The organism is Micromonospora sp. II (genome assembly GCF_001709195.1).
GTDB lineage: Bacteria > Actinomycetota > Actinomycetes > Mycobacteriales > Micromonosporaceae > Micromonospora > Micromonospora chalcea.
In genome coordinates this window covers 17,621-43,489 of sequence record NZ_LYXF01000021.1, presented here as the reverse complement: position 1 = coordinate 43,489, position 25,869 = coordinate 17,621, and the positions used below count along the sequence as shown (strand labels likewise).

Here is a 25,869-nt window from a genome sequence, read left to right as displayed (position 1 = left end):
TCAGTTCGCTCCTGCGGTGTCGGGGGTGTGCGGCTCGGCCATCGCCACGGCGATCTTGCGGGGGCCGGTGAACGGCTCCCGGCCGTGCGCGGCGGTCATGTTGTCCACCACCAGCACGTCGTCGCGCTGGTAGTCGAAGCGGACCGTGGCCGCCCGGTAGGCGGCGCGCAGGTGGTCCATCACGTCGGCGGGGATCTCGCCGCCGTCGCCGTAGTAGGTGTTCGACGGCAGCCCGTCGGCGCCGAACATGGCCAGCAGCCCTTCCTGGTAGTCCTTGGGCAACGTGCTCAGGTGGAAGAAGGTGGCGTGGTTGAACCAGCGCGGGGTGTCCGATCCGGGCCGGTGGTGCACCACGTCCCGGACCGCGCGGGTACGCAGGCCGTCCTTGCCGACCCATTCCACGGTGATCCCGTTGTCCGCCGCGTACGCCTCCACCTCGGCGCGGCTCTCGGTGTTGAACACCTCCTGCCAGCGGGTGCCGAAGTCGCCGTGGAAGTTGCGCACCAGCATCCAGCGGCGGCGGACGAACTCCTCGCGTACCGCCGGGTCGATCAGCTCGTACACCCGGCGCACGTCGGCCAGCGGCGTGGCGCCCTGGCTGTCCGGCGGCGTGACGCAGTAGAAGAACAGCGTCAGCGGCCAGCGCGCCTGGTACGAGTTCTCGTTGTGCAGGAAGATCTCCTCGTCCGGCGGGTAGTCGGTCGAGGTGTAGACCCGGCCCTTGATGGAGTGCCGGGGCGAGGAGCGCTCGGTGTAGGTCAGCGGCTCGCCGGCCAGGGCCCGTACGGCCTGGTCGAAGCCGTCCACGCCGCCCACGTCGAAGCCGCGGAACAGCAGCCCTCCGCTGGCGACGAGGGTGTCCCGCAGCTCGGCGCGCCGGGCGGCGATGAGGTCGGTCAGCGGCCGGCCGTCGTTCTCGACGACCACCGGCAGCGTCGCGGTTGTCTCGCTCATGGTGCGGTGTCTCCTTGTTCCGTCGGATGTCAGCCGCGGGGCAGCCGCGGGATGGCCGGGATCGCCGCCGGGGCGGCCGGTTGGTCGGCGGGCGCCTCGGCGCGCAGCTCCTCGATCCGGGCGGCCAGGCCGGCCACCGTGGGGGTCTCGAAGAGGCTGCGCATCGGCAGCCGCACCCCGGTCGCCTTGCGCATGGCGGCGATCAGCTGCACGGCGACCAGCGAGTTGCCGCCGAGGGCGAAGAAGTCGTCGTCCACGCCGATGTCGGTGACGCCGAGACCGTCGCGCCACACCTGGGCGATGGTCTTCTCCAGCTCGGTGCCGGGTGCGGCCGAGCCGCCGCCGGTGGCCGCGGTCGCGCCGGCCGCCGCGTCGGTCTCCTCGGCGATGCTGTCGGTGGTGACCCGGGCGGCCCGGCGACGGATGTCGGCGACGGTGCGGGTGGCGATCACCACCTGGGCGCCGAGCCCGGCGACGAGGCTGCGCCGGAACGCCTCCGCGCCGTCGACCGGGCGGATGTCCTCGGTCACCGGCGCCGGGGCGTCGGCGTCCGCCGGGGCTTCGGCCAGGTTGCCGGTGACCGCGTCCTGGTCGACCCGGCGCAGCACGAAGTCGCTGATCGCGACCAGTTCCCGCCCGTCCGGGTCGCGCAGCGACAGGTCGGCGGCGACCACCTCGTCGGTGGCGGCGGGCCGGTGCCGCAGGTGACTGTGGAACGTCGCCGGCAGCGCGCCGCGCACCACGATCCGGCCGTACGACAGCGGCAGGTAGGTGCCGGAGCCCTGGCCGCGGCCGAACGCGGTGGCCACGTCCAGCAGCGCCGGGTGCAGCCCCCACGAGGGCAGGTCGCCGAGCGCGGCGGCGGGCGCCTGCACGCGGGCGAGTTCCTCGCCGTCGGCGAGGTGGTGCTCGGCCAGCGCCGCCCAGCGCGGGCCGAACGTCAGCATGCTGGTGCGTCCCCGGCCGAACGAGGCGTCGTCGTCGACCCGCCGTCCGGCCACCGCGGGCACGGCGGCCGGCGGGGCCGCCTCGGTGGTCCACCCGGCGCTGCCGCGTACGTGGGCGCGCGCCTGGCCGGCGGCGAGGCTGGCCACGGTGAAGTCGGTGCCGTCCTCGGTCGGGGTCAGCTCGACCCGGTACTGGGCCACGGTGCCGTCCGGCACCGAGAACGGCTCCAGGAACACCACGTCACGCAGCTCGACCGCGGCGTCAGGCCCCGGCGCGGGCAGCGCGGCGGCCACCGCCGCGCGCACCGACTCCAGGTGGGCGGTGCCCGGCACCACCGGCACGCCGCCGATCCGGTGCTCGTCGAGCAGCCAGTGGGTGTCGGCCGCGACCAGGCCGTGCAGCACCGTGCCGTCCGGCCCGGCGACCATCGTGGTCAGCACCGGGTGCGTGACCGTGGTGGTCACGGTGTCCCGCCCGGCGGCCCGGAACGCGGCCGGCGCGGCGGTCTCCACCGCCATGCCGACCTCGGCCCAGCCGCCCCAGTTCTGCGACACGACCGGGGCGCGGAACCCGGTGCCGGAGCGCGCGAAGGCGTCCAGGAAGTTGTTCGCGGCGCAGTAGTCGACCTGGCCGAACCCGCCGATCACCGCGGTGATCGAGGAGCACAGCACGACGAAGTCCAGCGGCAGGTCGCCGAAGACCTGGGCCAGCGCGAGCGTGCCGGCCAGCTTCGGGGCCAGCACACGCTGCGCCTCGTCGCGCTCCTTGATCTCGGCCATGCCACCGCCGGGCAGGCCGGCGGCGTGCACGATGCCGTCGAGCCCGCCGAACCGCCGCTCGGCCTCGTCGCGGACCCGGCGCAGGTCGTCCGCGTCGGTGACGTCGGCGGCGAGCACCAGCACCTCGGCGCCCGCGGCCTCCATCCGGCGGATCGCCGCGATGGCGCGTCCGGCCCGGTCGGCGCCGCCGTGCACCGCCAGGTGCGCGTCCCACTCGTCGCGCCCGGGCAGCCCGGAGCGGGCCAGCAGCACCAGCTTGGCGCGGGCCCGGCGGGCGAAGTCCTCGGCCAGGGTGACGCCGATGCCGCCGAGACCGCCGGTGATCAGGTAGCGGCCCTCCTCGCGCAGCACGCCCGGCTCCGCCTCGGCCGCGACGCTCACCTGCTCGTAGCCGCCGAGCCAGCGGCGGTCGCCGCGCAGCGCCACCTCCGGGTGCTCGGCGTCGACCGGGCTGCGCAGCTCGGCCACCAGGGCGGCCACGCCGCGCGCGGCCGGGTCGGTGTCCAGCAGCCGCACGGTCAGGCCGGGCAGCTCGGCCGGGAGCACCCGGGCCAGGCCGGCCAGCGTGGCGTGCTCGGGGCGGGTCAGGTCGTCGCCGCGTACGTCGCCGATGCCGGCGGTGACCAGGTCCAGGCGTACGCCCGCCTCGTCGGCGGTCACACCGGCGCCCGCGAGCGCCTGCACCAGGTGCAGCGCGCCGAAGAAGCCGCGCTCCTGCGCCGCCCAGGCCGCCGCCGGGTCGGTGCCGGCCGGCTCGCCGTCGAGGGCGAACGCGTGCACGATCCGGCGGGGCACGTCGGCGCCGAGCGCGGCCAGAAGCTCCTCGGCGTCGGCGCGTACGCCGGGGCGCAGCCGGAAACCGCTCGCGGTGGCGGTGAACGCCTCGCCGGCGCGTACCTCGACCGGGTCGTCGCCGGCGGCGCGCAACGCGGCCACGAGCGCCTCGCCGCGCGGACCGTCGGCCAGCACCAGGCAGCGGCCCAGCGGCTCCACGGCGCGCGCCGGGGCGGCCTGGCGCCACACCGGCACCGCGAACCACTCCGGCAGCGGCCGGGGGCCGGTCTCGACGGGCGCCGCGGCCAGTTCCTGCTCCGGGTCCGGGTCGATCCAGTAGCGGCGCCGCTCGAACGGGTACGTGGGCAGCGGCACCCGCCGCGCCGCCGGGTCGGCCGCAAGGCGCACCGGCACCCCGGCGCACCAGAGCGCGCCGGCCGTGCCGAGCAGCGCGGCCAGGTCACCGGTCGGCTCGCCCGCGCCGGGCAGGCTGCCCAGCGGGGTCAGCGCGCGCTGCGCCTCGCCGGCCTTGGCGACCTGCATCCGGGCCAGGTTGGCCAGTTGCCGGCCGGGGCCGCACTCGACGAGCGCCCAGGTGCCCTCGGCGAGCAGCGTGGCCACGCACGCGCCGAAGCGGACCGGGCGGCGCAGGTGCGCGGCCCAGTACGCCGGGTCGGTGGCCTGCGCCTCGGTGATCCAGGTGCCCGTCACGTTCGACAGGAACGGCACCGCCGGGGCGCGCAGCGGCACGGTGGCCATCAGCGCGGTGAACTCGTCCAGGATCGGGTCCATCATCGGCGAGTGGAACGCGTGCGAGGTGCGCAGCAGCTTCGACTTGTTCTTGCCGCCCAGGCTGGCGGCGAACTCCTCCACGAGCGCGGTCTCGCCGGCCACCACGCAGGTGCCGGGGCCGTTCACGGTGGCCACCGACAGGCCCTGAGGCAGCCGGTCGGCCACCGCCGACTCGTCGAGCGTGACCGCCAGCATCGAACCGGCGGGCAGGGAGTGCATGAGCCGGCCCCGGGCGGCCACCACGCGCAGCGCGTCCGCGAGGTCGAGCACGCCGGCGAGCGTGGCGGCCACGTACTCGCCGATGGAGTGGCCGATCATCGCGGCCGGGACGACCCCGGCGGCCCGCCACGCGACGGCGAGGGCGTACTCGACGGTGAACAACGCGGGCTGGGTCCACCGGGTCTCGGTGAGCTTGTCCGCCGCGTCCGGGTCGCGGCCGAGGATCAGGTCCCGGATGTCCAGGCCCAGCTCGGGGCGGAGCAGGTCGGCGCACTCGTCCACGGCGGCGGCGAACGCCCGGTCCTGGGCGTACAGTTCGGCGCCCATCCCGGCGTACTGCGAGCCCTGGCCGCTGAACAGGAACGCCACCCGGGGGGCGGGTCCGTCGGCGACGCCCCGGTGGCCCTTGCGCCGCTCGCGCAGCGCGGCGGCGGCGGACGCCGGGTCCCCGGCCACGACGGCGGCGCGGTGGGCGTACACCTGGCGGCCGACGCGCAGCGTGTGCGCCACGTCGGCGAGCGCCACGTCGCTGCCGCCCTCCAGGTGCTCGGCGAGCCGGCGCACGGCGACGTCCAGCGCGGTCGGCGTCTTCGCCGACACCTGGAGCAGGTGCGCCGGGCGGGCCGGCGGCTCGTCCCGCTCCGCCGCCGGCGCCTCCTGGAGCACGACGTGCGCGTTGGTGCCGCCGATGCCGAAGGAGCTGACCCCGGCCCGGCGCGGCCCGCCGTCGGTGTCCCACTTGGTCAGCGTGTTCGCCACGTAGAACGGGGTGTCGGCGAAGTCGATGGCCGGGTTCGGCGCCTCGTAGTTGATGGTCGGCGGGATCAGCCCGTGCTCCATCGCCAGCACCGTCTTGATCACGCTGACGATGCCGGAGGGCTGGCTCAGGTGGCCGATGTTCGACTTCACCGACCCGATGCCGCACCAGCCGCGCTCGTCGGTGTCCTTGGTGTAGACGGCGGACAGCGCGGCGACCTCGATCGGGTCGCCGAGCGCGGTGCCGGTGCCGTGCGCCTCCACATAGCTGATGCTGCGCGGGTCGACGCCGGCCAGCTCGACGGCCTGGGCGACGGCCTCCATCTGCCCGTCGATGCTGGGGGCGGTGAAGCCGACCTTCCCGGCGCCGTCGTTGTTGATCGCGTTGCCGAGCACGACCGCGCGGATGGTGTCGCCGTCGGCGATCGCGTCGGAGAGCCGCTTGAGCAGCGTCACGCCGACGCCGCTGCCCCACACCGTGCCGTTCGCTCCGGCGTCGAACGGCCGGCACCGCCCGTCCGGCGAGGTGAAGCCGTCCATGCCGAGGTAGCCGACGTGCGGCAGCTCGATGTTGACGCCGCCGGCCAGGGCCATGTCGCACTCGCCGTTGCGCAGCGCCTCGCAGGCCAGGTGGAACGCCACCAGCGAGGTGGAGCAGGCGGTGTGCACGGTCATGCTGGGCCCGCGCAGGTCCAGCCGGTACGACACGTTCGTGGCCACGTAGTTCGGCGAGTTGCCGGTGGCGAGCGAGACGGCGCCGTGCGGATTCCCGCCGACCCGCTTGTTGCGGAACACGTTGCGGTGCAGGTACGTGTTGCCGCCGGTGCCGGCGTACACGCCCACCGCGCCGTCGTAGCGGCCCGGGTCGTAGCCGGCGTCCTGCAGCGCGGTGTAGCAGGTCTCCAGGAACAGCCGGTGCTGCGGGTCGGTGATCTCGGCCTCGCGGGCGGTCATCCCGAACAGGCCGGCGTCGAACTCGTCGTAGCCGTCCACCAGCGGGGCACGGTTGACCCAGCCCGGGTCGTCGACCTCCTGCGGCTGGGCGCCGCGGGCGAGCTGCTCCTCGCGGGTCAGCTCGGTCGTCGACTCCACGCCGTCGACCAGGTTGCGCCAGAACTCGTCGACGTCGGCCGCGCCGGGCAGGCGGGCGGCGAGCCCGACGATGGCGATGGGCTCGACGCCGTCGTCGGCGGGAATGTCGTTCTGCATGGGGGTTCCTTCATTCACAAGGGATCGCGTCACGGGTGAGGTCGGCGTGGCGGCGGGGTTCGGCGGGCGCGGCCCCGCCGGGCGGCGGCGCGCAGCGCGGCGCGGGCCAGTTCCGGCCGGTCCGCGGCCCCGTCCAGGCTGGCGGCGAGCGCCCGCACGGTCGGGTGGCGGAACAGGTCGAGCATGGTGATCGAGCGGCCGGTGGCCTCGGTGAGCCGGGCGTACACGGCGGCCAGGGCCATCGAGTGGCCGCCGATGTCGAAGAAGTTGTCGGTGACGCCGACGGTGTCCCGGCCGAGCACGTCGCGCCAGATGCCGGCGATCAGCTCCTCGGTGCCGGTGAGCGCGTCCGAGCCGGTGGGCAGCGGCACGCGGGCCGGTTCGGCGGTGGCGACGGTCATCGCGCCGAGCGCGGCCACACGCACCGCCGGGCGGGGCAGCTCGGGCGCCACCTCGGCGGCCGGCGCGTCCGGGTCGGCGGCGAGCGCGCCGACCAGGGCGGCCAGGTCGGCCAGGAGCGCGCTGATCCGCTCGGCGGTGAACAGGTCCGGGTTGTGCACCACCTCGACGCCGGCCCGCCCGTCACGCTCCACCACGTAGACGGTCAGGTCGAACGGTGAGCCGGGCTTGGGCACCGCCACCGGCTCGGCCGCCAGGCCGGTCAGCGCCAGCCGGGGCGGGGCGAAGTTGAGCACGTTGAACAGCACCTGCACCAGCGGGGCGCGGGAGGTGTCCCGGCCCACGCCGAGCGCCTCCACGATGCGTTCCAGCGGCGCGCCCGGGTGGGCGGTGACCTCGTGCAGCTCGGCGGCGGCCCGGTCGACCTGCTCGGCGAAGCTCGCGCCACCGGAGCGGACCCGCACCGGCACGGTGTCGATGAAGAAGCCGATCACCTCGTCGAACGCGGCCAGCCGCCGGTCGGCGACGATCGCGCCGAGCACGTGCTCGTCGCCGCCGGTGACCCGGCGCAGCAGCTCGCCGAACGCGGCCAGCAGCACCGCGGCGACTGTGGTGCCGCGCCGCGCGGCCAGGTCGCGCACGTCCCGGTCGGCGGCTTCGTCCAGCCGTACCGCGGCCTCCGCGCCGGCGTACGTCTGCACGGCCGGGCGGGGCCGGTCGCGGGGCAGGTCCAGCACCGTCGGCGCGCCGGCCAGGTGCGCGGTCCACCAGGCCAGGTCGGTCTCGCCGCGGCGCCGGTCCCGGTCGGCGCGCCACACCGCGTAGTCGGCGTACGTGGCGGGCAGCGGCGGGCGGCCCGGCACGGACCGGCCGAGCGCGCGGGCGTACGCGAGCGCCAGCTCGTCGTAGAGCAGCGCCTCGGACCAGCCGTCGAAGACCGCGTGGTGCACGGTGACCGCGAGCACGTGCTCCTGCGCGGCGAGCCGGTACACGGTCACCTGCCAGGGCGGGCCGGTGGCCAGGTCGAACGCGTGCCCGGCGCCGGCCGCGAGCATGCCGGCCAGCTCGGTGTCCGGGTCGGCGGCGGCGGTCAGGTCGACCACCGGCACCGCCACGTCGGTGGGTTCCTCGCGGACCGCGTACGGCACGCCGCCGTTCTGCGGGATCCGCCAGCGCAGCACGTCGTGCCGTTCGGCGACGGCGCGCAGCGCGGCGCCGAGCGCGGCGACGTCCAGCGGCCCGCGCAGCCGGTGCGCGACGGCGATGTTGTACGGCGCGCTGGACGGGGCGAGCTGGTCCATGAACCACAGCCGCCGCTGCGGCGGGGACAGCGTCGGCGGGTTGCCGGTGGTCAGCCCGTCGGCGTCGGCCGGGTCGGCGGCGCGGACCCGGTCCACCAGCGCGGCGAACGTGCGGTCGGCGAACAGCACCCGGGTGTCCACCTGCCGGCCCAGCTCCGCGCGCAGCGCCGCGACCAGCCGCATCGCGGCGATGGAGTTGCCGCCGGCGGCGAGGAAGTCGCTGTCCGGGGCGGGCGCGGCGCCGAGCAGCCGGGTCCAGACGCGCCGGACCGCCGCCGTCACCGGGTCGTCGTCGGCGGACGCGTCGGCGACTGCGGCCGGGGTCGCCGCGGCCAGTTCGCGCAGCGCCGGCCGGTCCAGCTTGCCGGTGACCGGGCTGACCGGCAGCGCGTCCAGCCGCACCGTCCGGGCCGGCAGCATCGCGGTGGTCAGCCGCGTCTGCGCGTACGCCCGCAGCTCGTCGTCGCCGGGCGCGCCGGCCGGGGTGAGGAACGCGACCAGCTCGGCGCCGGCCGGGCCGGGCACCGCCTCCACCGCGACGCGCTCGACGCCGGGGCAGGCGGCCAGCACCGCCTCGATCTCGCCCAGCTCGATGCGCTGGCCGCGCACCTTGACCTGCCGGTCGGCGCGGCCCAGGTAGACGATCCGGCCGTCCGGGCCCTGCCGGACCAGGTCGCCGGTGCGGTAGAGCCGCTCGCCGGGGACGTCGCCGAACGGGTCGGGCACGAACCGCTCGGCGGTCAGGCCGGGCCGGTTCAGGTAGCCGTCGGCCAGGCCGGGCCCGCCGATCAGCAGCTCGCCGGTCTCGCCCGCCGGCACCGGCCGCAGGTCGGCGTCGACCACGTACGCCCGGTGGTTGGGCAACGGCCGGCCGATCGGCATCGGGTCGGTGTCGGCCGGGGTGAGGTCGCAGGTGACCGCCAGCACCGTGGTCTCGGTGGGGCCGTAGCCGTTGAGGAACCGCCGGCCCGGCGCCCAGCGGGCGACCAGCTCGGCCGGGACCGCCTCGCCGCCGCAGAGCAGCACCCGCCATGACGGGAACCCGGCCGGGTCCAGCAGCGACAGCACGGTCGGGGTGATGAAGCCCCAGGTGACCTCGTGCTCGGCGACGAACCGGGCCAGCCGGACCGGGTCGGCCCGGTCGTCGGCGCCGAGCAGCTGCACCGCGCCGCCGAGCGTCAGCGGCACGAACAGGTCCATGGTGGCCGCGTCGAAGCCGAGCGAGGCGATGCCGAGGCTGCGGATAGAGGCGTCGGCGCCGGTCAGCGCGCTCACGCCGGTGACGAACTCGACGGCGTTGCGGTGGGTGGTCAGCACGCCCTTCGGGCGGCCGGTGGAGCCGGAGGTGAACAGCACGTACGCCGGGTCGCCGGGGCGGGCCGGGCAGGGCGCGAGCGGGGCCGGGCCGGGCAGGCCGAGCGCCGTCACGCCGGGCTCGTCGCCGAACTCGGCCGCCGCCGCGTCGCCGACGACGACCCGGACGCCCGCGTCGCGGACGATGCCGCGCAGCCGGGCCCGAGGGCCGCCCGGCTCCAGCGGCACGTACGCGGCGCCGGCGAGCAGCACGCCGACCACAGTCGTCACCAGGTCGGGGGTACGCGCGCCGCACACGCCGACCCGGTCGCCCCGGCCGACGCCGTGCTCACGCAGCGCGGCGGCCACCCCGGCGGCCCGGTCGACGAGCTGCCGGTAGGTGAGCCGGGTGTCCCACTGGCGCACCGCCACCGCGTCCGGGGTGCGGGCCGCCTGCGCGGTGATCAGGTCGGCGAGGGTGGCGTCCGGCCAGGGCAGGTCGGTGCCGTGGACGGCGCTGACGGTCAGGGTGTCGGTCACCGGAGTGCTCCAAGGTGCTCGGCCGGGTCGGTGATCTGGAGGCGCAGTTCGCTGACGTAGCCGCGGCCCTGGGCGTCGGGCACCCAGGCCTCGGCGGGGGCGGGCAGCAGTTCGGAGACCACCACCGGCACGTCCGGGCCGGTCCGGAGCGCGGCGTCGACCATGGCGCACAGCGACTGCGCGTACAGCGGCCCGGTCAGGTCCACGTAGCAGGGTTTGATCTCGGTGCCGACCTTGACGAAGACCCGCTCGGGCAGGCCGGTCTCGGCGCGCCAGCGGCGTACCGCCAGGTAGCGGGCGGACTCGTCGGGGTGGCCGCCCAGCCCGCACGCCCCGGCCGTGGTGCGCCAGGTGCGCCGTGCCACCACCAGCCGGTCGATGGTGATCCGGGGCGTGTACGCCGCGGCGCCGAGCAGCTTGAACGCGTCGAGCAGCAGCGAGCCGAGCAGCGTGGCGAAGACCTCCATCAGCGGCCAGCGGGCGCCGTCGGGGAAGACCGCGGTGAGCGTGTCGCCGGTGCGTTCGACCAGCACGGCGGTGGCCGGGACCAGGCGGTCCACGTCGGCGCCGTGCGCCGTGTCGATGCCGAGCTGGCGGTCCGCCGGGCCGGTCAGCGCGTACGTGGTGCGGGTGGTGCGGCGGGGGAAGCTGTCCGGCCACAGCACCCGCAGCCGGACCGGGCCCAGGTCGGCGTCGAGGTCGGCGCGCAGCGCCGCCGGGTCGGGGTGGAACGGGCTGAGCACCGCGCTGTCGAACGCGACCGACGCCGGGTGCAGCTCGCCGAGCACGAGCAGGAAGTCGCCCCGCTCGACGGCCTCCGGCGAGGCGGCGCACAGCTGCACGTCCGGGTTGTGCAGCCGGGCCGACGGCCAGCCGGGTCGGGTCGCCGGGAACAGTTCCCGGACCCGGTCGGTCAGGTCCGCGGCGCGCAGCCGCAGCTCCGGCTGCCCCTCGGGCAGGTCGGCCAGGCCGAACAGCTCGGCCCAGCGTGCGGTGAGCGTGGCGCCGGCCCGGCCGATCGGGCCGTCCGGGGAGACGAGCGTGCCCTGGGCCAGCAGCCACAGGTCGGCCAGCCGCACCGGGCCGTCGGCGGCCAGTTCCTCGTGCAGTTCGGTGAAGACCTCACCGCAGCGGGCGGCCACCTCGCCGGTGAACCAGCGGGCGGTACGCAGCACCACGGCGAGGGGCTCGGCGAGCGCGTCGATGACCGCCGACCCGATGCGGAACTCCAGGTCGCGGGCGGTCTCCTCGTAGCAGACGGTGCGGGCGGCGTACATCTGCCCGCTGTGCCGGGTGGCCGGGCGGCCGGTGACGGCGGTGAACTCGGCGTTGAGCGCGGCGAGCGCGGCGCCGAGCCGGTCCGGGTCGCCGGCCGACGCGGCCACCTCGTCGCGGGCGGCGCGCAGCCGGCCGAACTCGGCCGCTGTGGCGGCGCGGACCGGCTCGTCGCCGATCGCGGCGATCCGCGCTTCGAGCACCAGTTCGGCGTCGGGCGCGATCGGCAGGTTCGCGCCCCAGCTGAGCTGGCCGCGCTCGACCCACCGGTCCAGCAGCAGGTAGACGTCGTCGGCGCTGTGCACGTCACCGGCGTCGCACAGCCGCTGCGCCAGCTCCACCGCGGGGGTACGCCCGTCGCAGGCGCCGAGCACCAGCGCCTCGACCGGGGTCAGCGCGATCGGCGGGTGCAGCGGCCAGCGCAGCTCCCGGCCGGCGACGGTCAGGTGCGGTTGCAGGGCCGGCGCCCACCAGCGGCGCACCGCCAGGTCGTCGGCGAGCCGGTCGGCGTACGCGATGAGCGCCCACGCCTCGAAGTACACCCGCCGCCGGTGCACCAGCGTGGGACCGGGCACGGTGTGCACGCCGGGCCGGGTGGTGTCGAACGTGCCCCAGCAGACCGGACCGAAGAAGCCGATGGTCTCGGCCTTGCCGCAGTAGCGCTGCCAGTAGCGCAGCAGGCTCAGCTCGCGCTTGCGGCGGCGCACGTTGCGGACCTGCGGGTCGGTGCGCAGCAGCCCGTCCAGCGCGATCAGCATGTCCGGGTTCTGCCAGGTCACCGCCTCGCGCAGCAGCGGGTCGGCGGCCAGCTCGCCGGCCACCGCGGAGGACTCGGCGAACGCCTCGCGCAGCGTCTTGTCGAACACCTCGGCGCCGGTGTCGCCGGCGAGCAGCGCGTCCGCGACGGCGGCGCAGTCCGGCGCGGCGAACCGGTCCAGCCCGGCGGCCGGGAAACCGGCGGTCCGCAGGACCACGTCACGCCACACCGACCAGCCGGTGTCGCCCAGGGGCACCAGATGGCTCACCGGTGGTCCTCCCGCCGGGCGTCGGTGATGTGCAGGCGCAGCTCGCTGAAGTAGCGGCGGCCCTGCCCGTCGGGCACCCACGCCTGCTCCGGGGCGGGCAGCATCTCGCTGACGGTGAACGAGACGTCGTCGCCGCCGTCGACCCGGGCGGCGCGCGCCATCGCGCAGAGCGTGGTGGCGAACGCCGGCGCGGACAGGTCGACGAAGCAGGGCTTGGTCTCGGTGCCGAACTTGACGTACACCTGTTCGGGCAGGCCGAGGCGGCGGCGCCAGTCCCGGACGGCGAGGAAGCGCTCGCGCTCCCCGTTCGGGACGGCCAGGCCGCTGTCGCCCACTGTGGTCCGCCACGTCTGCCGGGCCAGCACCAGCCGGTCCACGGTGATCCGGGGCGTGTACGGCGCGGCGGCGACCAGCTTGAAGCCGTCCACGGCGTGCGCGCTGAACGGCTCGGCGAAGATCTCGGTGAGCGGCCAGCGCTGCCCGTCCGAGGCGGTCGCCACCAGCTCGCCGTCGACGTCGTCGACGACCAGGTCCACTGTGGGCAGCACGCGGGCCGGGTCGGCGCCGGGCGCGTCGAGGAACGCCAGGTGCCGGTCGGTCGGGCCGGTCAGCGACTCGGCGGTACGGCTGGTCCGGCGCGGCCAGTCGGCGGGGAACAGCAGCCGGACGCGCCGCTGCCCGAGGTCCGCCGCCAGCGCGTCGCGCAGCCGCTCCACGTCCGGGTGCGACGGGGTGAACACAGCGCAGTCGAACGACGACCAGGCGGCGTGCAGCTCACCGAGCACCACGGTGTAGTCGCCGCGCCGCAGGGCGTCCGCGTCGGTGGCGCAGATCTGCAGGTCGGGGCTGTGGATGGCGGCGTTGGACCACTCCGGGCCGGTGCCGGGGAACACCGCGTCGATCCGGTCGGCGAGGTCGGCCGCGCGCAGCCGTACGTCGGTGGTGTCGGCGGGCAGCGTGTCCAGGCCGAACAGCCCGGACCAGCGGGCGGCGAACTCCGCCGCCACCGCGTCGACGGGCCGCTCGCCGTCGCCCCAGAACATGCCCTGGGCCAGGAACCACAGGTCGGCCAGCGGCACCGGGCCGCCGGACTCGGCGCGCAGTTCCTCGTACAGGCCGCGCAGCACGTCGAGGTAGGCGCGGGCGAGCGCGTTGGCCAGCCAGCGGGCGGCGCGCAGCAGCACGTCCAGCGGGGCGGCCAGCTCGGCCAGCAGCGGCGCGCCGAAGACCACGTCCAGGTCCCGGGCGCTGTCCTCGTAGCAGACCGTGCGCCCGGCGTACATCTGTCCGGCCCGGCGTACCGCGGGCACGCCGGTCAGCTCGGTGAACGTGGCGTCGAGCGCGTCCAGCGCGGCGCGCAGCCGCTCCGCGTCCCCGGCCGCCGCGGCCACCTCGTCGCGCGCGGCGCGCAGCCGGTCAAACCCGGCGCGGGCGGCGGCGCGGGCCTGCTCGTCACCGATCGCCTCGATCCGGTCGGCCAGCACCCGTTCGGCGTCCGGGCTCACCGGCAGGGCCGCGTCCCAGGTGATCAGTTCGCGCTCCACCAGGCGGTCGAGCAGCGCGTAGCCGTCCTCGGGGCGGCGCAGCCCGATCGCCGGGTCGGCGACCAGGTCGGCGGCGGGGCGCCGCCCGTCGGCCGCGCGCAGCAGCCCGGCCTCGACCGGGGTCAGCGTCAGCGGCGGACGTCCGGGGCGCAGCACGGCCCGGTCCCGGACCGCCAGGTGTGGCCGGAGCATCGGTGGCCACCAGCGGCGGACCGCCAGGTCCGCGCCGATCCGGTCGGCGTACGCGGTCAGCGCCCACGACTCGAACCACACCCAGCGTCGGCGGGTCAACCGGTCGCCGGGGTTGACCCGGGCAACTTCCGGCTGTGCCGGATCGACTGTGACCCAGCAGCTGGGCCCGAAGAAGCCGACCGTCTCGTTCTTGCCGCAGTAGCGCTGCCAGTACTTCAGCAGCGCCCGTTCCCGGTCGCGGCGGCGTACGTTGCGGGCCGCGTCGGCGCCGCCGCGCACCAGCCCGTCGAACGCGACGAGCGCGCCCCGGTTCTGCCAGGTGACCGCCTCGCGAAGCAGCGGATCGGCGGCCAGCGCGGTGAACCGCTGCGCGCCGGAGCGCAGCGCCTCCTCGAACTCCTTGTCGAACCGGTCCGTGCCCGCGCCGGTGGCGAGCAGCTCGTCGGCGGCGGTGGCGGCCCGGGGCGCGCTGAACAGCTCCAGCCCGTCGGCCGGGAACCCGGTGGTACGCAGCACCGCGTCGCGCCACACCGACCAGCCGGTGTCGCCGAGGGGGACCCGGTGCGCGGCGCCGGCGGTCCCGCGGCCGGCGGCGCGCACCGGGTCCGGACCCGCGTCCGGCGTGCCGGCGCGGGGGTCCGAGAGCGCGGCGGTCAGGTCGGCGCGGATCAGCGCGGCCAGCTCGGGCAGCCGGTCGTGCAGGAAGAAGTGCCCGCCGTCCAGCTCGTGCAGGGTGAACCCGGCCGCGGTGTGCTCGGCCCAGGCCGCGTTCTGGTCCCGGGTGACCGCCCGGTCGGTGCGGCCGGCGAACGCGACGATCGGCACCGGCAGCGGCTCGCCGGGCACGTGGCGGTAGTCGTCGACCCGGCCGAAGTCGGCGCGCAGCAGCGGCAGCAGCAGTTCCACCAGCTCCGGGTGGTCGAGCAGTTCGGCGGGGAGGCCGCCGCCCTCGCCGAGGCGGCGCAGCAGCTCGTCGTCGCTCGCCTGGGACAGCCCGTCGAACGGGCCGGGGGTGCGTACGTGCGGGGCGCGGGCACCGCCGACGTAGAGCCGCAGCGGCAGCGGGCGGCCAGTGCGGCGCAGCTCGCGGACCACGTCGAAGCCGAGCCGTCCGCCCATCGAGTGGCCGTAGATCGCGTACGGGCGGTCGGCCCGGGAGGCGATGGCGTCGGCCACCTCGGCGACGCTGAAGCGCGGGTCCTCGGTGATCCGGTTCTCCCGGCCGGGCAGTTGCACCGGCGTCACGTCGACGCTCTCGCCGAACTCGGACGCCCAGCGCCGGAACGCGCTGGCGCCCGCACCGGCGTAGGGCAGGCAGAACAATCGCACCGGGGCCTCGGGTCGGCTTCCGGCGGAGACGAACCAGTTCACCGCGGACCTTTCTGCACGGGGTCGATCCAGTGCCGGCGGCGCTGGAACGGGTAGGTGGGCAGTCCGGTGCGACGCACCGTGCCGTCGGGGTGCAGCTCGTGCCAGTCGACGTCACGCCCGGCGACCCAGTCGGCGGCCGTCTCGCGCAGCGGACCGCCGTCGCCGGCGATCCGGGCGTCGGTGTCCAGCAACACGTCCAGGGCGGACAGTGCGGCCGGCAGGTCGGCGGCGACCACCGCCGCCCGGTGCGCGAACGCCCGCCGGCCCAGCGCCAGCGTGGCGGCCACGTCGGACAGTGCCGGGGCGGCGCCGGCCAGGTGGGTCCGCAGGCGGGTCAGCGCGGCCCGCAGCGCCGCCGGGGTACGCGCGGAGACCGGCAGCAGCCACGGCCCCTCGCCGGGCGGGTCGGCCGGCTCGGCCGGTGGCGGCTGTTCCACCACCACGTGCGCGTTGGTGCCGCCGAGGCCGAACGCGCTGACCCCCGCGACCCGGCGCGCGCCGTCCGGCCAGTCCCGCGCCTTGGTGGGCACGTAGAACGGTCCGGCCGTCAGGTCGATCTCCGGGTGCGGGCGGGTGAAGTGCAGGTTCGGCGGGATCACCCCGTGCCGGACGGCGAGCACCGTCTTGATCAGCCCGGCGATGCCGGCGGCGGCGTCGAGGTGACCGATGTTCGTCTTGACCGAGCCGAGCGCTGTGGACTCGGCGGGCGCGGCGCCCGCGTACACCTCGTGCAGCGCCGCGACCTCGATGGCGTCACCGAGCGGCGTGCCGCTGCCGTGGCCCTCGACGAAGCGGACCTCGCCCGGCGCGACCTCGGCGGTGGCGAGCGCGCCGGCGACGGCGGCGGCCTGCCCGGCCGGGCCGGGCACCGCGAAGCCGGCCCGGTCCGGGCCGTCGTTGGTGACCGCCCAGCCGGGCAGGATCGCGTAGATGCGGTCGCCGTCGGCCTGCGCGTCGGCGAGCCGGCGCAGGGCGACCACGCCGGCGCCGGAGCCGAAGCCGGAGCCGGCGGCGGCCTCGTCGAAGGCGCGGCACCGGCCGTCGGGCGAGACGAGCCCGCCCGCCCGGTGCCGGGGCCACATCACGGTGGAGCCGCCGGCCAGGGCCAGGTCGCACTGGTAGTCGGCGAGGCTCTGCGCGGCCACGCACACCGCGACGAGCGAGCTGGAGCAGGCGGACTGCACGGCCATCGCCGGGCCGGTCAGGCCGAGCCGGTAGGCCACCTGCCCGGGCAGGTGGTCGGTGAGCTGGCGGCCGACGAGCCGGGCCTCCCAGTCGTCCGGGTCGACGTCGCCGACCACCGCCGGGTTGTCCATCAGGTGGAACAGGAAGTAGCGGTTTGCCGAGGTGGCGGCGTAGACGCCGACCAGCCCGGGGAAGCGGGCGGGGTCGTGCCCGGCGTCCTCCAGCGCCTCCCAGGCGGTCTCCAGGAACAGCCGGTGCTGCGGGTCGGTACGGGCGGCCTCGTCGGCGCCGAAGCCGAAGAACTCGGCGTCGAAGTCGGCCACCCCGTCGAGCCGGCCGGTGGCGCGCACGTGCCGGGGGTCGGCGAGCAGGCCGGGCCCGACGCCGAGCGCGGCCAGTTCCTCGTCGGTGTGGTCGTGCACCGAGTCGACCCCGGTGCACAGGTTCCACCAGTACGTGGCCACGTCGGGCGCGCCGGGGAACCGGCCGGCGAGGCCGACCACGGCGATCTCGTCGCCGGTGTACTCGCGGGCGGCGCGTACCGGCGCGGCGGGCGCGGGCAGCACCGGGGCGCGGACCGCCTCGGGCGGGGCGTCGAGCAGCGCCGCCTGGGTGGCGACGGTCGGGTGGTCGAACAGGCGCAGCATCGGCAGGCGGACGCCGAACCGCTCGGCGAGGCGCTGCTGAACCTGGCCCAGCAGCAGCGACTGCCCGCCCACGTCGAAGAAGCTGTCGGTGCGGCCGACCGCGTCGCGGCCGAGCACCGCGCACCAGATGTCGTGCACGGCGCGCTCGGTCTCGGTGGCCGGCGCCGCGTCGGCGGGCACCTCGGTCACCGGGTCGGGCAGCGCCCGCTCGTCGACCTTGCCGGTGACGGTGAGCGGGAACTCGTCGACCACCACCACCGCGCGGGGCACCGCGTAGTCGGGCAGCTCCGCGGTCAGGGCGGCGCGCAACGCCGCCGGGTCGGGGCGGGCGCCGGCCGGGCGGGCGTACGCGAGCAGTTCGCCGTCGCGCACGATCGCGCGGACGCCGGCGACGCCGGGCTGGGCGGACAGCACCGCTTCGATCTCGGTCAGCTCGACGCGGTGTCCGCGTACCTTGACCTGGCGGTCGAGCCGGCCGAGGCAGACCAGTTCCCCGCCGGGCAGCAGCCGGCCCAGGTCACCGGTGCGGTACGACCGCAGTCCGTCGGCGTCGACGCCGAAGCGGTCGCTGTCCTGGTTGAGGTAGCCGGGGGCGAGGTGCCGGCTGTGGACGACGATCTCGCCGGTGTCCGGGGCGAGGTCGAGCCGGTAGCCGGGGAACGCGGTGCCGACCGGCAGCGGCCCGTGGGCGCCCGGGTCCACCTCGGACAGCGGCAGCAGATGCCGGGCGGCGAACGTCATCTCGGTGGCGCCGTAGCCGTTGACCAGCACGCACTCGGGGGCGAACCGGTCCCGGCCGCGGGCCGCGTCGGTCCAGGTGGCCTGTTCGCCGCCGAGCAGCACCGCCCGCACCGTGGCCAGCCGGCGCGCGCCGAGCGTGTCGAGCAGGAAGCGGTAGACGGTGGGCGTGCAGTGCAGCACCGTGGCGCGGTGCCGGTCGAGCTGCTCGACGGCGTACGCGAGTCCCTGGCGGCGCAGGTCGACCGGGACGACGGCGGCGCCGGTGAGCAGCGCCGGGTAGAGGTCGGGGATGGCGGCGTCGAAGCTGAACGACGCGAGCAGGCTGAGCCGGTCGTCCGGTCCGACGCCGAGTGCGGCGATCTGGTTGTCGACGACGTGGGCCAGGTTGCGGTGGGTCTGCCCGACCGCCTTGGGCACGCCGGTGGAGCCGGAGGTGAACAGCACGTACGCCAGCGCGTCCGGCTCGGCCGGAACCGGGCGCAGCGGGGCCGGCGGCACCTCGTCCAGCGGCACGACCGGACGCTCGCCGGCCAGCGCCGAGGCCAGGTCGCGGTGCTCGGCGGCGCACGCGACGGCGGTGACGCCGGCGGCGTCGACCATGTGGCGCAGCCGGGCGACCGGGAAGCCCGGGTCCAGTGGCACGTACGCGCACCCGGCGGCCAGGGCGCCGAGCAGCGCCGCGACGGTCGGTGCGCCGTGCGCGGTGAGCAGCGCGATCCGGTCTCCGGGACGCAGGCCCGCGGCGGCGAACACGGCCATGTGCCCGCCGGCCGCCCCGGCCAGCTCGGTGTAGGTGACCTCGTGGGTCTCACCGAGAAGTGCCGGACGTCCGCCGTGTACTGCCGTGATCGCGCCGAAACGATTGATAATCATCGGCTCCGCCATGTCAGGAAGCGGGATACGCTCCACAGAGGACAGGCACGCAGCAATCGACGAATGTGATCATTGATCCCCCCCAGGACTTCACATTGGAAGCAGAATATTGCTCAATCACCGCGCCGGAAGAGCATCGATGCGGCTTGAGCCGAAGGGAGGAAGACGTCCTGGAACCTCGGACGGAGGAATCCGTCCGATCATCCCTCTAGCGCGTAGACGTTTTACAGCGTACGCGAACGCCGACGAGTTATTTTACGGTGAAAATACTTTCTGGCAGTCGAATCTTCGTCGGAGCGGCCCCGGTGCCGCAGCTCAACCCGGATCGCGGGGAGCCTGCTCAGACATCGTAGGGTGGCCGCGGGATCGGGTCCACCATCGCGTCGAAGCCCTTCGGAAGCTGCGCGACGAGGTCCTGGAACTCCCCCACCGTCACCGTGTCGCGCAGCGTGGCGAGCACCGCCACCGCGCCCACCTCGGCGACCGCCGGATCCACCGCCGCACGCTCGGCCACCCGGTACAGGAAGTCCACCGCGCCGCCGTTCACAGCGATCCCACCCGGCTCCAGATAGCCGCCGACGTCGTCCGGCAACTGCGCCGCCAGGTCGGCCGCCTCGTCCGCGGTGACCCGCTCGGCGAGGGTCTGCAACACCGCCCGGGAGATGGTCGCGGCCTCGTCGGACGGCAACTCGGACCGCCGCGCCACCGCCTCGACGAACAGGGGGAACCGCATCCCACCCCTCCCCTCGCCGCCGGCGGGCACCACGCCCGCACCGGTCGGCCCCGGCGGGTACCCGCCCCCACCCCGGCCAAACGCCCCGGCCCGCGGCCGGTCACCACGAGTGGCTGCCGCACCACGAACCGGGAGTAACATCCGGCCCATGGCCCCCGTCACCACCCACCCCGGCGCCTGCCCGCTGGACTGCCCCGACACCTGCGTCTGGCAGCTCACCGTCTCCGACGGCGTCGCGGTCGGGCTGCGCGGCGACCGCGACCACCCCTTCACCAGGGGCGCGCTCTGCGGCAAGGTGAACCGCTACCTGGACGCGGTGAACGGGCCGGACCGGCTCACCACGCCCTGGGTCCGCACCGGCCCGAAGGGCGCGGGACGGGTCGCGTACCGGCCGGCGAGCTGGGACGAGGCAGTCGAGCGGGTGGCCGCCGGACTGCGCGCGAGCATCGAACTCCACGGCCCGGAGTCGGTGCTGCCCTACTACTTCGCCGGCACGATGGGCCTGGTCCAGGGCTGGACCATGGGACCCCGGCTCTTCGCCCACCTGGGCGCGTCCCGGCTGGACACCACCATCTGCACGGCGGCGGCGCGGGCGGCGCTGCGCTCGCTGTACGGCGCCTCGGTCGGCTTCGAACCGGAGTCGATCGTCGAGGCGGAGCTGATCGTCCTCTGGGGCGCCAACCCGCTGGTGACCAACCTGCACCTGTGGCCGTTCGTGCAGCAGGCCCGCGAGCGCGGCGCGTACGTGGTGACGATCGACCCGCTGCGCACCGACACGGCGGCCCGCAGCGACGAGCACGTCGCGCCGCTACCCGGCACCGACGCGGCGCTCGCGCTCGGGCTGATGCGCCACGTCCGCGACGCCGGGGCGGCCGACGAGGCGTGGCTGGCCGCGCACACCACCGGCTGGCCGGAACTGGCCGCCCGGCTCGACGACTGGCCGGTGGAGCGGGCCGCCGCCGAGTGCGGCCTGCCGCCCGAGGTGGTACGCCGCCTCGGCGAGCGGATCGCCACCACCCGGCCCACCGCGATCCGCGTCGGGCTGGGCCTGCAACGGCACCACGGCGCCGGGCAGGCGATCCGGGCCATCTGCACGTTGCCGCTGGTCACCGGCGACTTCCGGTACCCCGGCGGCGGGGCGCTGGTGACCACCAGCGGCCACCACCGGGTCGACAACGGTCCGGTGATCCGGCCGGCCGGCATGCCGGCCCCACCGGCCCGGACGTTGAACATGAGCCGGCTGGCCACCGTGCTCACCGGGGAGGCCGACCCGCCTGTCACCTCGCTCGTGGTGTTCAACGCCAACCCGGCGGCGACCGCGCCGGACCAGGCCCGGCTGCTGGCCGGGCTGGGCCGCGCCGACCTGTTCACAGTGGTGCTGGAGCAGCGCTGGACCGACACCTGCGACTACGCCGACGTGGTGCTCCCGGCGACCATGCAGCCCGAGCACCTGGACCTGCAGACGTCCTACGGGCACCACTACACGACGTTGAACCTGCCGGTCACCCGCGCGCCGGGCGAGGCGCTGCCGAACACCGAGATCTTCCGGCGGATCGCCGCCGCGCTCGGGATCGACCACCCGGCGTTCTCGGACAGCGACGAGGACCTGGCCCGGCAGTTGCTGGCCGACGCGCCGATCACGTACGAGGAACTGCGCGAACGCACGTACGCCCGGCTCACCGGCGTGCCGGTCGGGTCCGCGCCGTACGCCGCTGGTGGTTTCCCCACCCCGGACGGGCGGGCCCGGCTGCACGACCCGGCGCTCGCCGCGCTCGGGGTGGACCCGCTGCCCGGCTACACGCCACCGGCCGAGGCGGCCGACCCGGAACTGGCCCGCCGGTTCCCGCTGACGCTGCTCACCCCGGCCAACCGCTACCTGATGAACTCCACGTTCGCGTCGCTGCCCTGGCACACCCGCCGGGCCGGGCCGCCGCGGCTGCACCTGCACCCGGCCGACGCGGCGGCGCACGGGCTCGCCGACGGCGACGCGGTGCGCGTGCACAACGACCGGGGCGCGTTCCTCGCCGCGGTGGCGGTGGACGAGGCGACCCGGCCGGGGTGCGCGTTCACGTACAAGGCGTACTGGGCGCGGCGCAGCCCGGGGTGTTCCACCGTCAACGCGGTCACCGGCGTCCGCGACACCGACCTGGGCGAGGCGCCGACGTTCCACGACTGCCGGGTGGCGGTCGAGCCGGTGCCGGCCGCCCTGCTGACCGCCGAGCCGCCCCTGGACGAGGTCGCCGAGCCGGTAGCGGCTGGGTGATTCGGGACCTCCGGCCCCCTGACCTGGTCATTGCGCCCCTGCTCCTCCCCCGTCGCCGCCGCCTAGCGTCGGGGGCGGACACAGGGAGGTTCGCCATGCGTACGTGGCAGGTGCAGGACGTGATGACCAGGGACGTGGCGTCGGTACGGGAGGGCACGGCGTACCGGGAGATCGTCGACGTGCTGACCGAACGGCACGTCACGGCGGCGCCGGTGGTGGACGAGACCCGGCGGGTGCTCGGCGTGGTGTCCGAGGCGGACCTGATGTACAAGGTGGAGCTGCTGGGCCAGCCCCGGGAGCGGCGGATCCTGCCCGACCGGCACCGCCGCGAGGCGCAGGCGAAGGCCGGTGCGACGCTCGCCGCCGACCTGATGACCGCTCCGCCGGTCACGATCACGCCGGACGCCACGATCGTGGAGGCGGCCCGGCTGATGGACACGCGCGGCGTGAAGCGGCTGCCGGTGGTCGACGACCTCGGCCGTCTGGTCGGCATCGTCACCCGCGGTGACCTGCTCAAGGTGCACCTGCGCCCGGACGCCGGCATCCGGCGCGACGTGGTCGAGGAGGTGCTGTGGCGCAGCCTCGGCGTGCGCGATGGCGTGGTCGACGTGACGGTGCAGCGGGGCGTGGTGACGCTGACCGGGCAGGTGGAGCGACGTTCCACGGCGCAGCTCGCGGTGCGGCTGGCCCGGCAGGTCAGCGGCGTGGTAGAGGTGGTCGACGCGCTCGGCTACGCGATCGACGACGCCCCGATGGCGGCCCTGCGCGTCGGCGTCGCCTGAGCCTGGCCGGCCCGCGTCGGTCCACCCGGCGTCCACCGGTATCACTCCTGAGCGAGCGCGTCCAGCACCAGCGCGGCGGTCCAGCTGAACGCCGGCGAGCCGAGTCCGGCGCCGGTGTCCGGGTGGAAGTACTCGTGGCAGCCGGCCCGGTCGACCAGGTCGAGCAGCGACTCGCGCAGTCCGGCGGCCAGGTCGGCCCGGCGGTGGGTACGCAGACCCTGCCAGAGCAGCCAGCCGGTGTTGATCCAGCTCGGCCCGCGCCAGTAGCGCAGCGGCTCGAAGTCCGGGGCGGTGCGGTCGTACGTGGGCAGCGGCCGGTCCATCCGGGCGGCCAGCCCGAAACGCGGCGAGCACGCCTCGGCCAGCACCGCCGACACCTGCGCGGCGGGCAGCTCGGGCAGCGCCAGCGGCATCAGCCCGAGCACGGTACGGGCCGGCACGAGGCGGTCGGCGCGCACGTCGCGGGGACGGAACGTGCCGGTGACCGGGTCCCAGAGCCGGGTGACCATCGCCTCGGTGATCCGGGCCCCCCGGTCCCGGTGCGGCCCCGGGTCGGCGCCGATCACCGAGGCGATGCGCGCGAGGGCGTACTCGGAGACGCCGAGCGCGGCGTTCACCAGCGGGCACTCCACCAGGAACGGGTGCCGCCCGAGCAGCCCCTCGTCCCGGTAGCGGCCGGCCCGGTACGACTCCACCAGCGCGACGTAGCGCGCGTAGTCCAGGTCGGTGGGGCGCTGCGCCGCGTCGGCGTGCGCGGTGTCGTGCCGGCGGTACGCGCGCATCACCGCCTCGTCGGCGGGCACCCCGGCCAGCGGCGCGTCCCAGGCCGGGCTGTTGTCCAGTCCGGACTCCCACGGGTGCACGATCGCGGCCAGCCCGCCGCCGCCCGCGTCGCGCCGCCCGGTCAGGTAGCGCTGCTGCGCGACGAGCCTCGGGTAGAGCCGGCGCAGCGCGGCCACCGACGCCTCGGAGGAGGCGCGGCGGTGCACCAGCCAGGCGGCCGGGGCGTGCACCGGCGGCTGGACGATGCCGGAGGTGGCGCGGGCCGGGGCGCCGTCGGCGCGGGCCGAGTCCCAGAACTGGGGCCCGGGGAAGTACGGCCCGGCACGGGAGGCGGGGTTGAACACGATGTGCGGCACCCGCCCGTCGATCCACTGCGCGGCGAACAGCGTCCGCAGCTCCCGCCAGGCCCGGTCGGGGCGGACGTGTGCCAGGCCGATCGCGATGAACGCCGAGTCCCAGCTCCACTGGTGCGGGTAGAGCGTGCGCGAGGGCACCGTGTGGTCGTGTTCCCAGTTGGCGTCCAGGGTGGCCAGCGCGAGGCGGCGCAGCCGGGCGTGACGGTCGGCGTCGGCGCGTACCCCGGTGGTCAGCGTCATGCGGCGGCCCGCCGGGGACGGGCCTGGGCCAGCGCGGTGGCGGCCTGGCGCAGCGCGGCGACCGGCTCGCCGCGCAGCCGGCACTCCAGCGCGAGCCAGCCGGTGTAGCCGATCGCGTCCAGCGTGGCCAGCAGCGCCGCCCAGTCGAGGTGCCCCGCGCCGGGCTGGTGCCGGTTGGAGTCGCTGACCTGCACGTGCCCGAGGTACGGCGCGGCGGCGCGCAGCGCGGCGTCCGGGTCGTCCTCCTCGATGTTCATGTGGTACGTGTCGGCGGCCACCCGCAGCGCCGGCGACCCGACCGCGCGGCACAGCTCGACGGCCTGGTCGAGCCGGTTGACCATGTGGTCCTCGTACCGGTTGAGCGGTTCCAGGAACACGGTGACCCCCTCGGCGCGGGCGTGCCCGGCCAGCTCGCCCAGGGCGTCGACGAGCACCCGCCGGTCGTCGTCGGCCGAGCGTGGTGGTTCGAACGGGGGCAGCCGGCGGGAGAACATGCCCCACGCGGCAGGGGTCATCGCGCCGACGCCGCCCAGCTCGGCGATCACCGAGAGCTGCGAGCGCAGGTTGTCCACCGCGTCGCGGGAGCGGCCCGGGTCGAAGTCGCCGACGAAGTGGTCCATCTCGACGCAGACGGTCGGCATGACCACGCCGGCGGCGCGGGCGCGGCGCAGCTCCGGCAGCCGCCCGGCCAGCGCGAGGTCACCCCGGCCGCGCAGCTCGATGCCCTGGTAGCCGAGGGAGACGGCGAGGGCGTACTTCCCGATCAGGTCGGCGCCGGGGAGCAACTGCTCCTGGCAGGCGAGCGGAATGTCCATCAGAACCTCAGCACCACTTGGAGGACGTCACCGTCACCGCGGTCGAGCAACGCCAGCGCGTCGGCCACCGCGCCCGCGTCGACGACGTGGCTCACCAGCGGCAGCGGGTCGACGCTGCCCTCGGCCACCAGGTCCATGAACGTGTCCGCGATCCGGGTCCCGGACCACCGGCCGGCCGTGCCGGGCGCCGGGTCCGGCCCGGAGACCTGGGCGGCCACCAGCTGGATCCGGTTGTGGTGGAACTCCTCGCCGAGTTCCAGCCCGTGGGCGCACCCCTGGTAGAAGCCGGCCGCGACGACGCGGCCGGCGTGGGCGGTGGCCCGGATCGCCTCGTGCAGCGCCGGGTACGACCCGGACAGCTCCAGGCAGACGTCCGCGCCCCGGCCGCCGCTCTCGGCGCGCAGCGCGGCGGCGGGCGACTCGGCGGCGGCGTCGACCGTCCGGCGGGCGCCGAGCCCGGTGGCGTGCGCGAGCCGCCCGGGCATCCGGTCGACGGCGACCACGCGGGCGCCGGAGAGCACCGCGAGGCGCGTGCCGAGCAGCCCGATCACGCCCTGCCCGAAGACGCCCACCCAGTCGCCCAGGTGCAGGTCACCGGCGAGCACCGCGGTCAGCGCGATGGCGCCGGGGCGGGCGAAGACGGCGGCGAGCGGGTCGATGCCGGGCGGCAGCGAATGCGCCGCCGCGGCGGGCAGCACCGCTTCGGCGCGGTGCCCCCAGATGCCCCAGACGAGCTGGCCGGGCCGCCGCCCGGCGACGTCGGGGGCGACCTCGACGATCTCGCCGACCTCCTCGTAACCGAAACCCACCACCGGGTACGCGGACCCGGCCTGGCGGGGCACGAACATGCGGGTGCCGGCGTCCCAGTCCTTGCGCAGTCGCGGGTTGCTGCCCCGGTAGAGCGTCAGCTCGGTGCCGGCGGAGATGCCCGAGTAGTGGGTGCGGACGCGGACCTGGCCCGGACCGAGCCGGTCCGCGGGGCAGGGCTCCAGGCGTACGTGCCGGGGCCCGGCCAGAGAGACAACCCAGTTGCTCATGGCGTCGCTCCGAAGAAAGTGCCGGCCTCGATTCTAACCCAAA

12 protein-coding genes are annotated in these 25,869 nt (G+C 75.9%); 2 read left to right on the top strand and 10 right to left on the bottom strand.

The window, feature by feature from the left end:
* From A8711_RS11550 to A8711_RS11520, 7 genes are all read right to left on the bottom strand, one after another.
* Positions 1–954: a TauD/TfdA family dioxygenase gene (locus tag A8711_RS11550; RefSeq protein ID WP_043324628.1), complete on the bottom strand. Its 954-nt coding sequence runs from the start codon at positions 952–954 to the stop codon at positions 1–3.
* 29 nt (positions 955–983) lie between these two features.
* Entirely contained in the window at positions 984–6,431 is a 5,448-nt protein-coding gene (locus A8711_RS11545) for a type I polyketide synthase (RefSeq protein WP_069088197.1), read from the bottom strand.
* 29 nt (positions 6,432–6,460) lie between these two features.
* Complete coding sequence (locus A8711_RS11540) at positions 6,461–9,964, bottom strand: non-ribosomal peptide synthetase (RefSeq protein ID WP_069088196.1); 3,504 nt, start codon at positions 9,962–9,964, stop codon at positions 6,461–6,463.
* A complete protein-coding gene (locus A8711_RS11535) occupies positions 9,961–12,264 on the bottom strand; it encodes a lantibiotic dehydratase (RefSeq protein WP_069088195.1) in 2,304 nt (767 codons plus the stop codon). The genes A8711_RS11540 and A8711_RS11535 overlap by 4 nt, the downstream gene beginning before the upstream one ends.
* Positions 12,261–15,371 carry a thioesterase domain-containing protein gene (locus A8711_RS11530; protein WP_083296992.1) on the bottom strand — a complete coding sequence of 1,037 codons (3,111 nt, stop codon included), beginning with the start codon at positions 15,369–15,371 and terminating at the stop codon, positions 12,261–12,263. The genes A8711_RS11535 and A8711_RS11530 overlap by 4 nt, the downstream gene beginning before the upstream one ends.
* A complete protein-coding gene (locus A8711_RS11525) occupies positions 15,368–18,817 on the bottom strand; it encodes an AMP-binding protein (protein ID WP_233607915.1) in 3,450 nt (1,149 codons plus the stop codon). Before A8711_RS11525 ends, A8711_RS11530 begins: the two co-directional genes overlap by 4 nt.
* Positions 18,818–19,157: 340 nt before the next feature.
* Positions 19,158–19,550 carry a DUF2267 domain-containing protein gene (locus A8711_RS11520; protein ID WP_069088193.1) on the bottom strand — a complete coding sequence of 131 codons (393 nt, stop codon included), beginning with the start codon at positions 19,548–19,550 and terminating at the stop codon, positions 19,158–19,160.
* Positions 19,551–19,698: 148 nt separating this feature from the next.
* Between A8711_RS11520 and A8711_RS11515 the strand changes: the two genes are divergently transcribed.
* A complete protein-coding gene (locus A8711_RS11515) occupies positions 19,699–21,813 on the top strand; it encodes a molybdopterin-dependent oxidoreductase (protein WP_069088192.1) in 2,115 nt (704 codons plus the stop codon).
* A 95-nt stretch (positions 21,814–21,908) separates the two neighbouring features.
* Positions 21,909–22,595: a CBS domain-containing protein gene (locus A8711_RS11510; RefSeq protein WP_069088191.1), complete on the top strand. Its 687-nt coding sequence runs from the start codon at positions 21,909–21,911 to the stop codon at positions 22,593–22,595.
* A 41-nt stretch (positions 22,596–22,636) separates the two neighbouring features.
* Here the strand turns inward: A8711_RS11510 and A8711_RS11505 are convergent, their stop codons facing one another.
* Genes A8711_RS11505 through A8711_RS11495 form a run of 3 tightly spaced genes read right to left on the bottom strand, consistent with a single transcriptional unit; the run spans position 22,637 to position 25,826 of the window.
* The gene (locus tag A8711_RS11505; RefSeq protein ID WP_069088190.1) at positions 22,637–23,974 is read right to left on the bottom strand and encodes a hypothetical protein; all 1,338 of its coding nucleotides are present in this window, start codon (positions 23,972–23,974) and stop codon (positions 22,637–22,639) included.
* Entirely contained in the window at positions 23,971–24,789 is an 819-nt protein-coding gene (locus A8711_RS11500; protein WP_069088189.1) for a sugar phosphate isomerase/epimerase family protein, read from the bottom strand. Before A8711_RS11500 ends, A8711_RS11505 begins: the two co-directional genes overlap by 4 nt.
* On the bottom strand, positions 24,789–25,826 hold the full coding sequence (locus A8711_RS11495; RefSeq protein ID WP_069088188.1) for a zinc-binding dehydrogenase: 1,038 nt from the start codon (positions 25,824–25,826) through the stop codon (positions 24,789–24,791). Before A8711_RS11495 ends, A8711_RS11500 begins: the two co-directional genes overlap by 1 nt.
* Positions 25,827–25,869: the final 43 nt, after the last annotated feature.

Coding starts and splice junctions, on each gene's coding strand:
- A8711_RS11495 (WP_069088188.1), bottom strand. CDS start 25,826: ATGAGCAACTGGGTTGTCTCTCTGGCCGGGCCCCGGCACGTACGCCTG.
- A8711_RS11525 (WP_233607915.1), bottom strand. CDS start 18,817: ATGATTATCAATCGTTTCGGCGCGATCACGGCAGTACACGGCGGACGT.
- A8711_RS11500 (WP_069088189.1), bottom strand. CDS start 24,789: ATGGACATTCCGCTCGCCTGCCAGGAGCAGTTGCTCCCCGGCGCCGAC.
- A8711_RS11515 (WP_069088192.1), top strand. CDS start 19,699: ATGGCCCCCGTCACCACCCACCCCGGCGCCTGCCCGCTGGACTGCCCC.
- A8711_RS11550 (WP_043324628.1), bottom strand. CDS start 954: ATGAGCGAGACAACCGCGACGCTGCCGGTGGTCGTCGAGAACGACGGC.
- A8711_RS11510 (WP_069088191.1), top strand. CDS start 21,909: ATGCGTACGTGGCAGGTGCAGGACGTGATGACCAGGGACGTGGCGTCG.
- A8711_RS11545 (WP_069088197.1), bottom strand. CDS start 6,431: ATGCAGAACGACATTCCCGCCGACGACGGCGTCGAGCCCATCGCCATC.
- A8711_RS11505 (WP_069088190.1), bottom strand. CDS start 23,974: ATGACGCTGACCACCGGGGTACGCGCCGACGCCGACCGTCACGCCCGG.
- A8711_RS11520 (WP_069088193.1), bottom strand. CDS start 19,550: ATGCGGTTCCCCCTGTTCGTCGAGGCGGTGGCGCGGCGGTCCGAGTTG.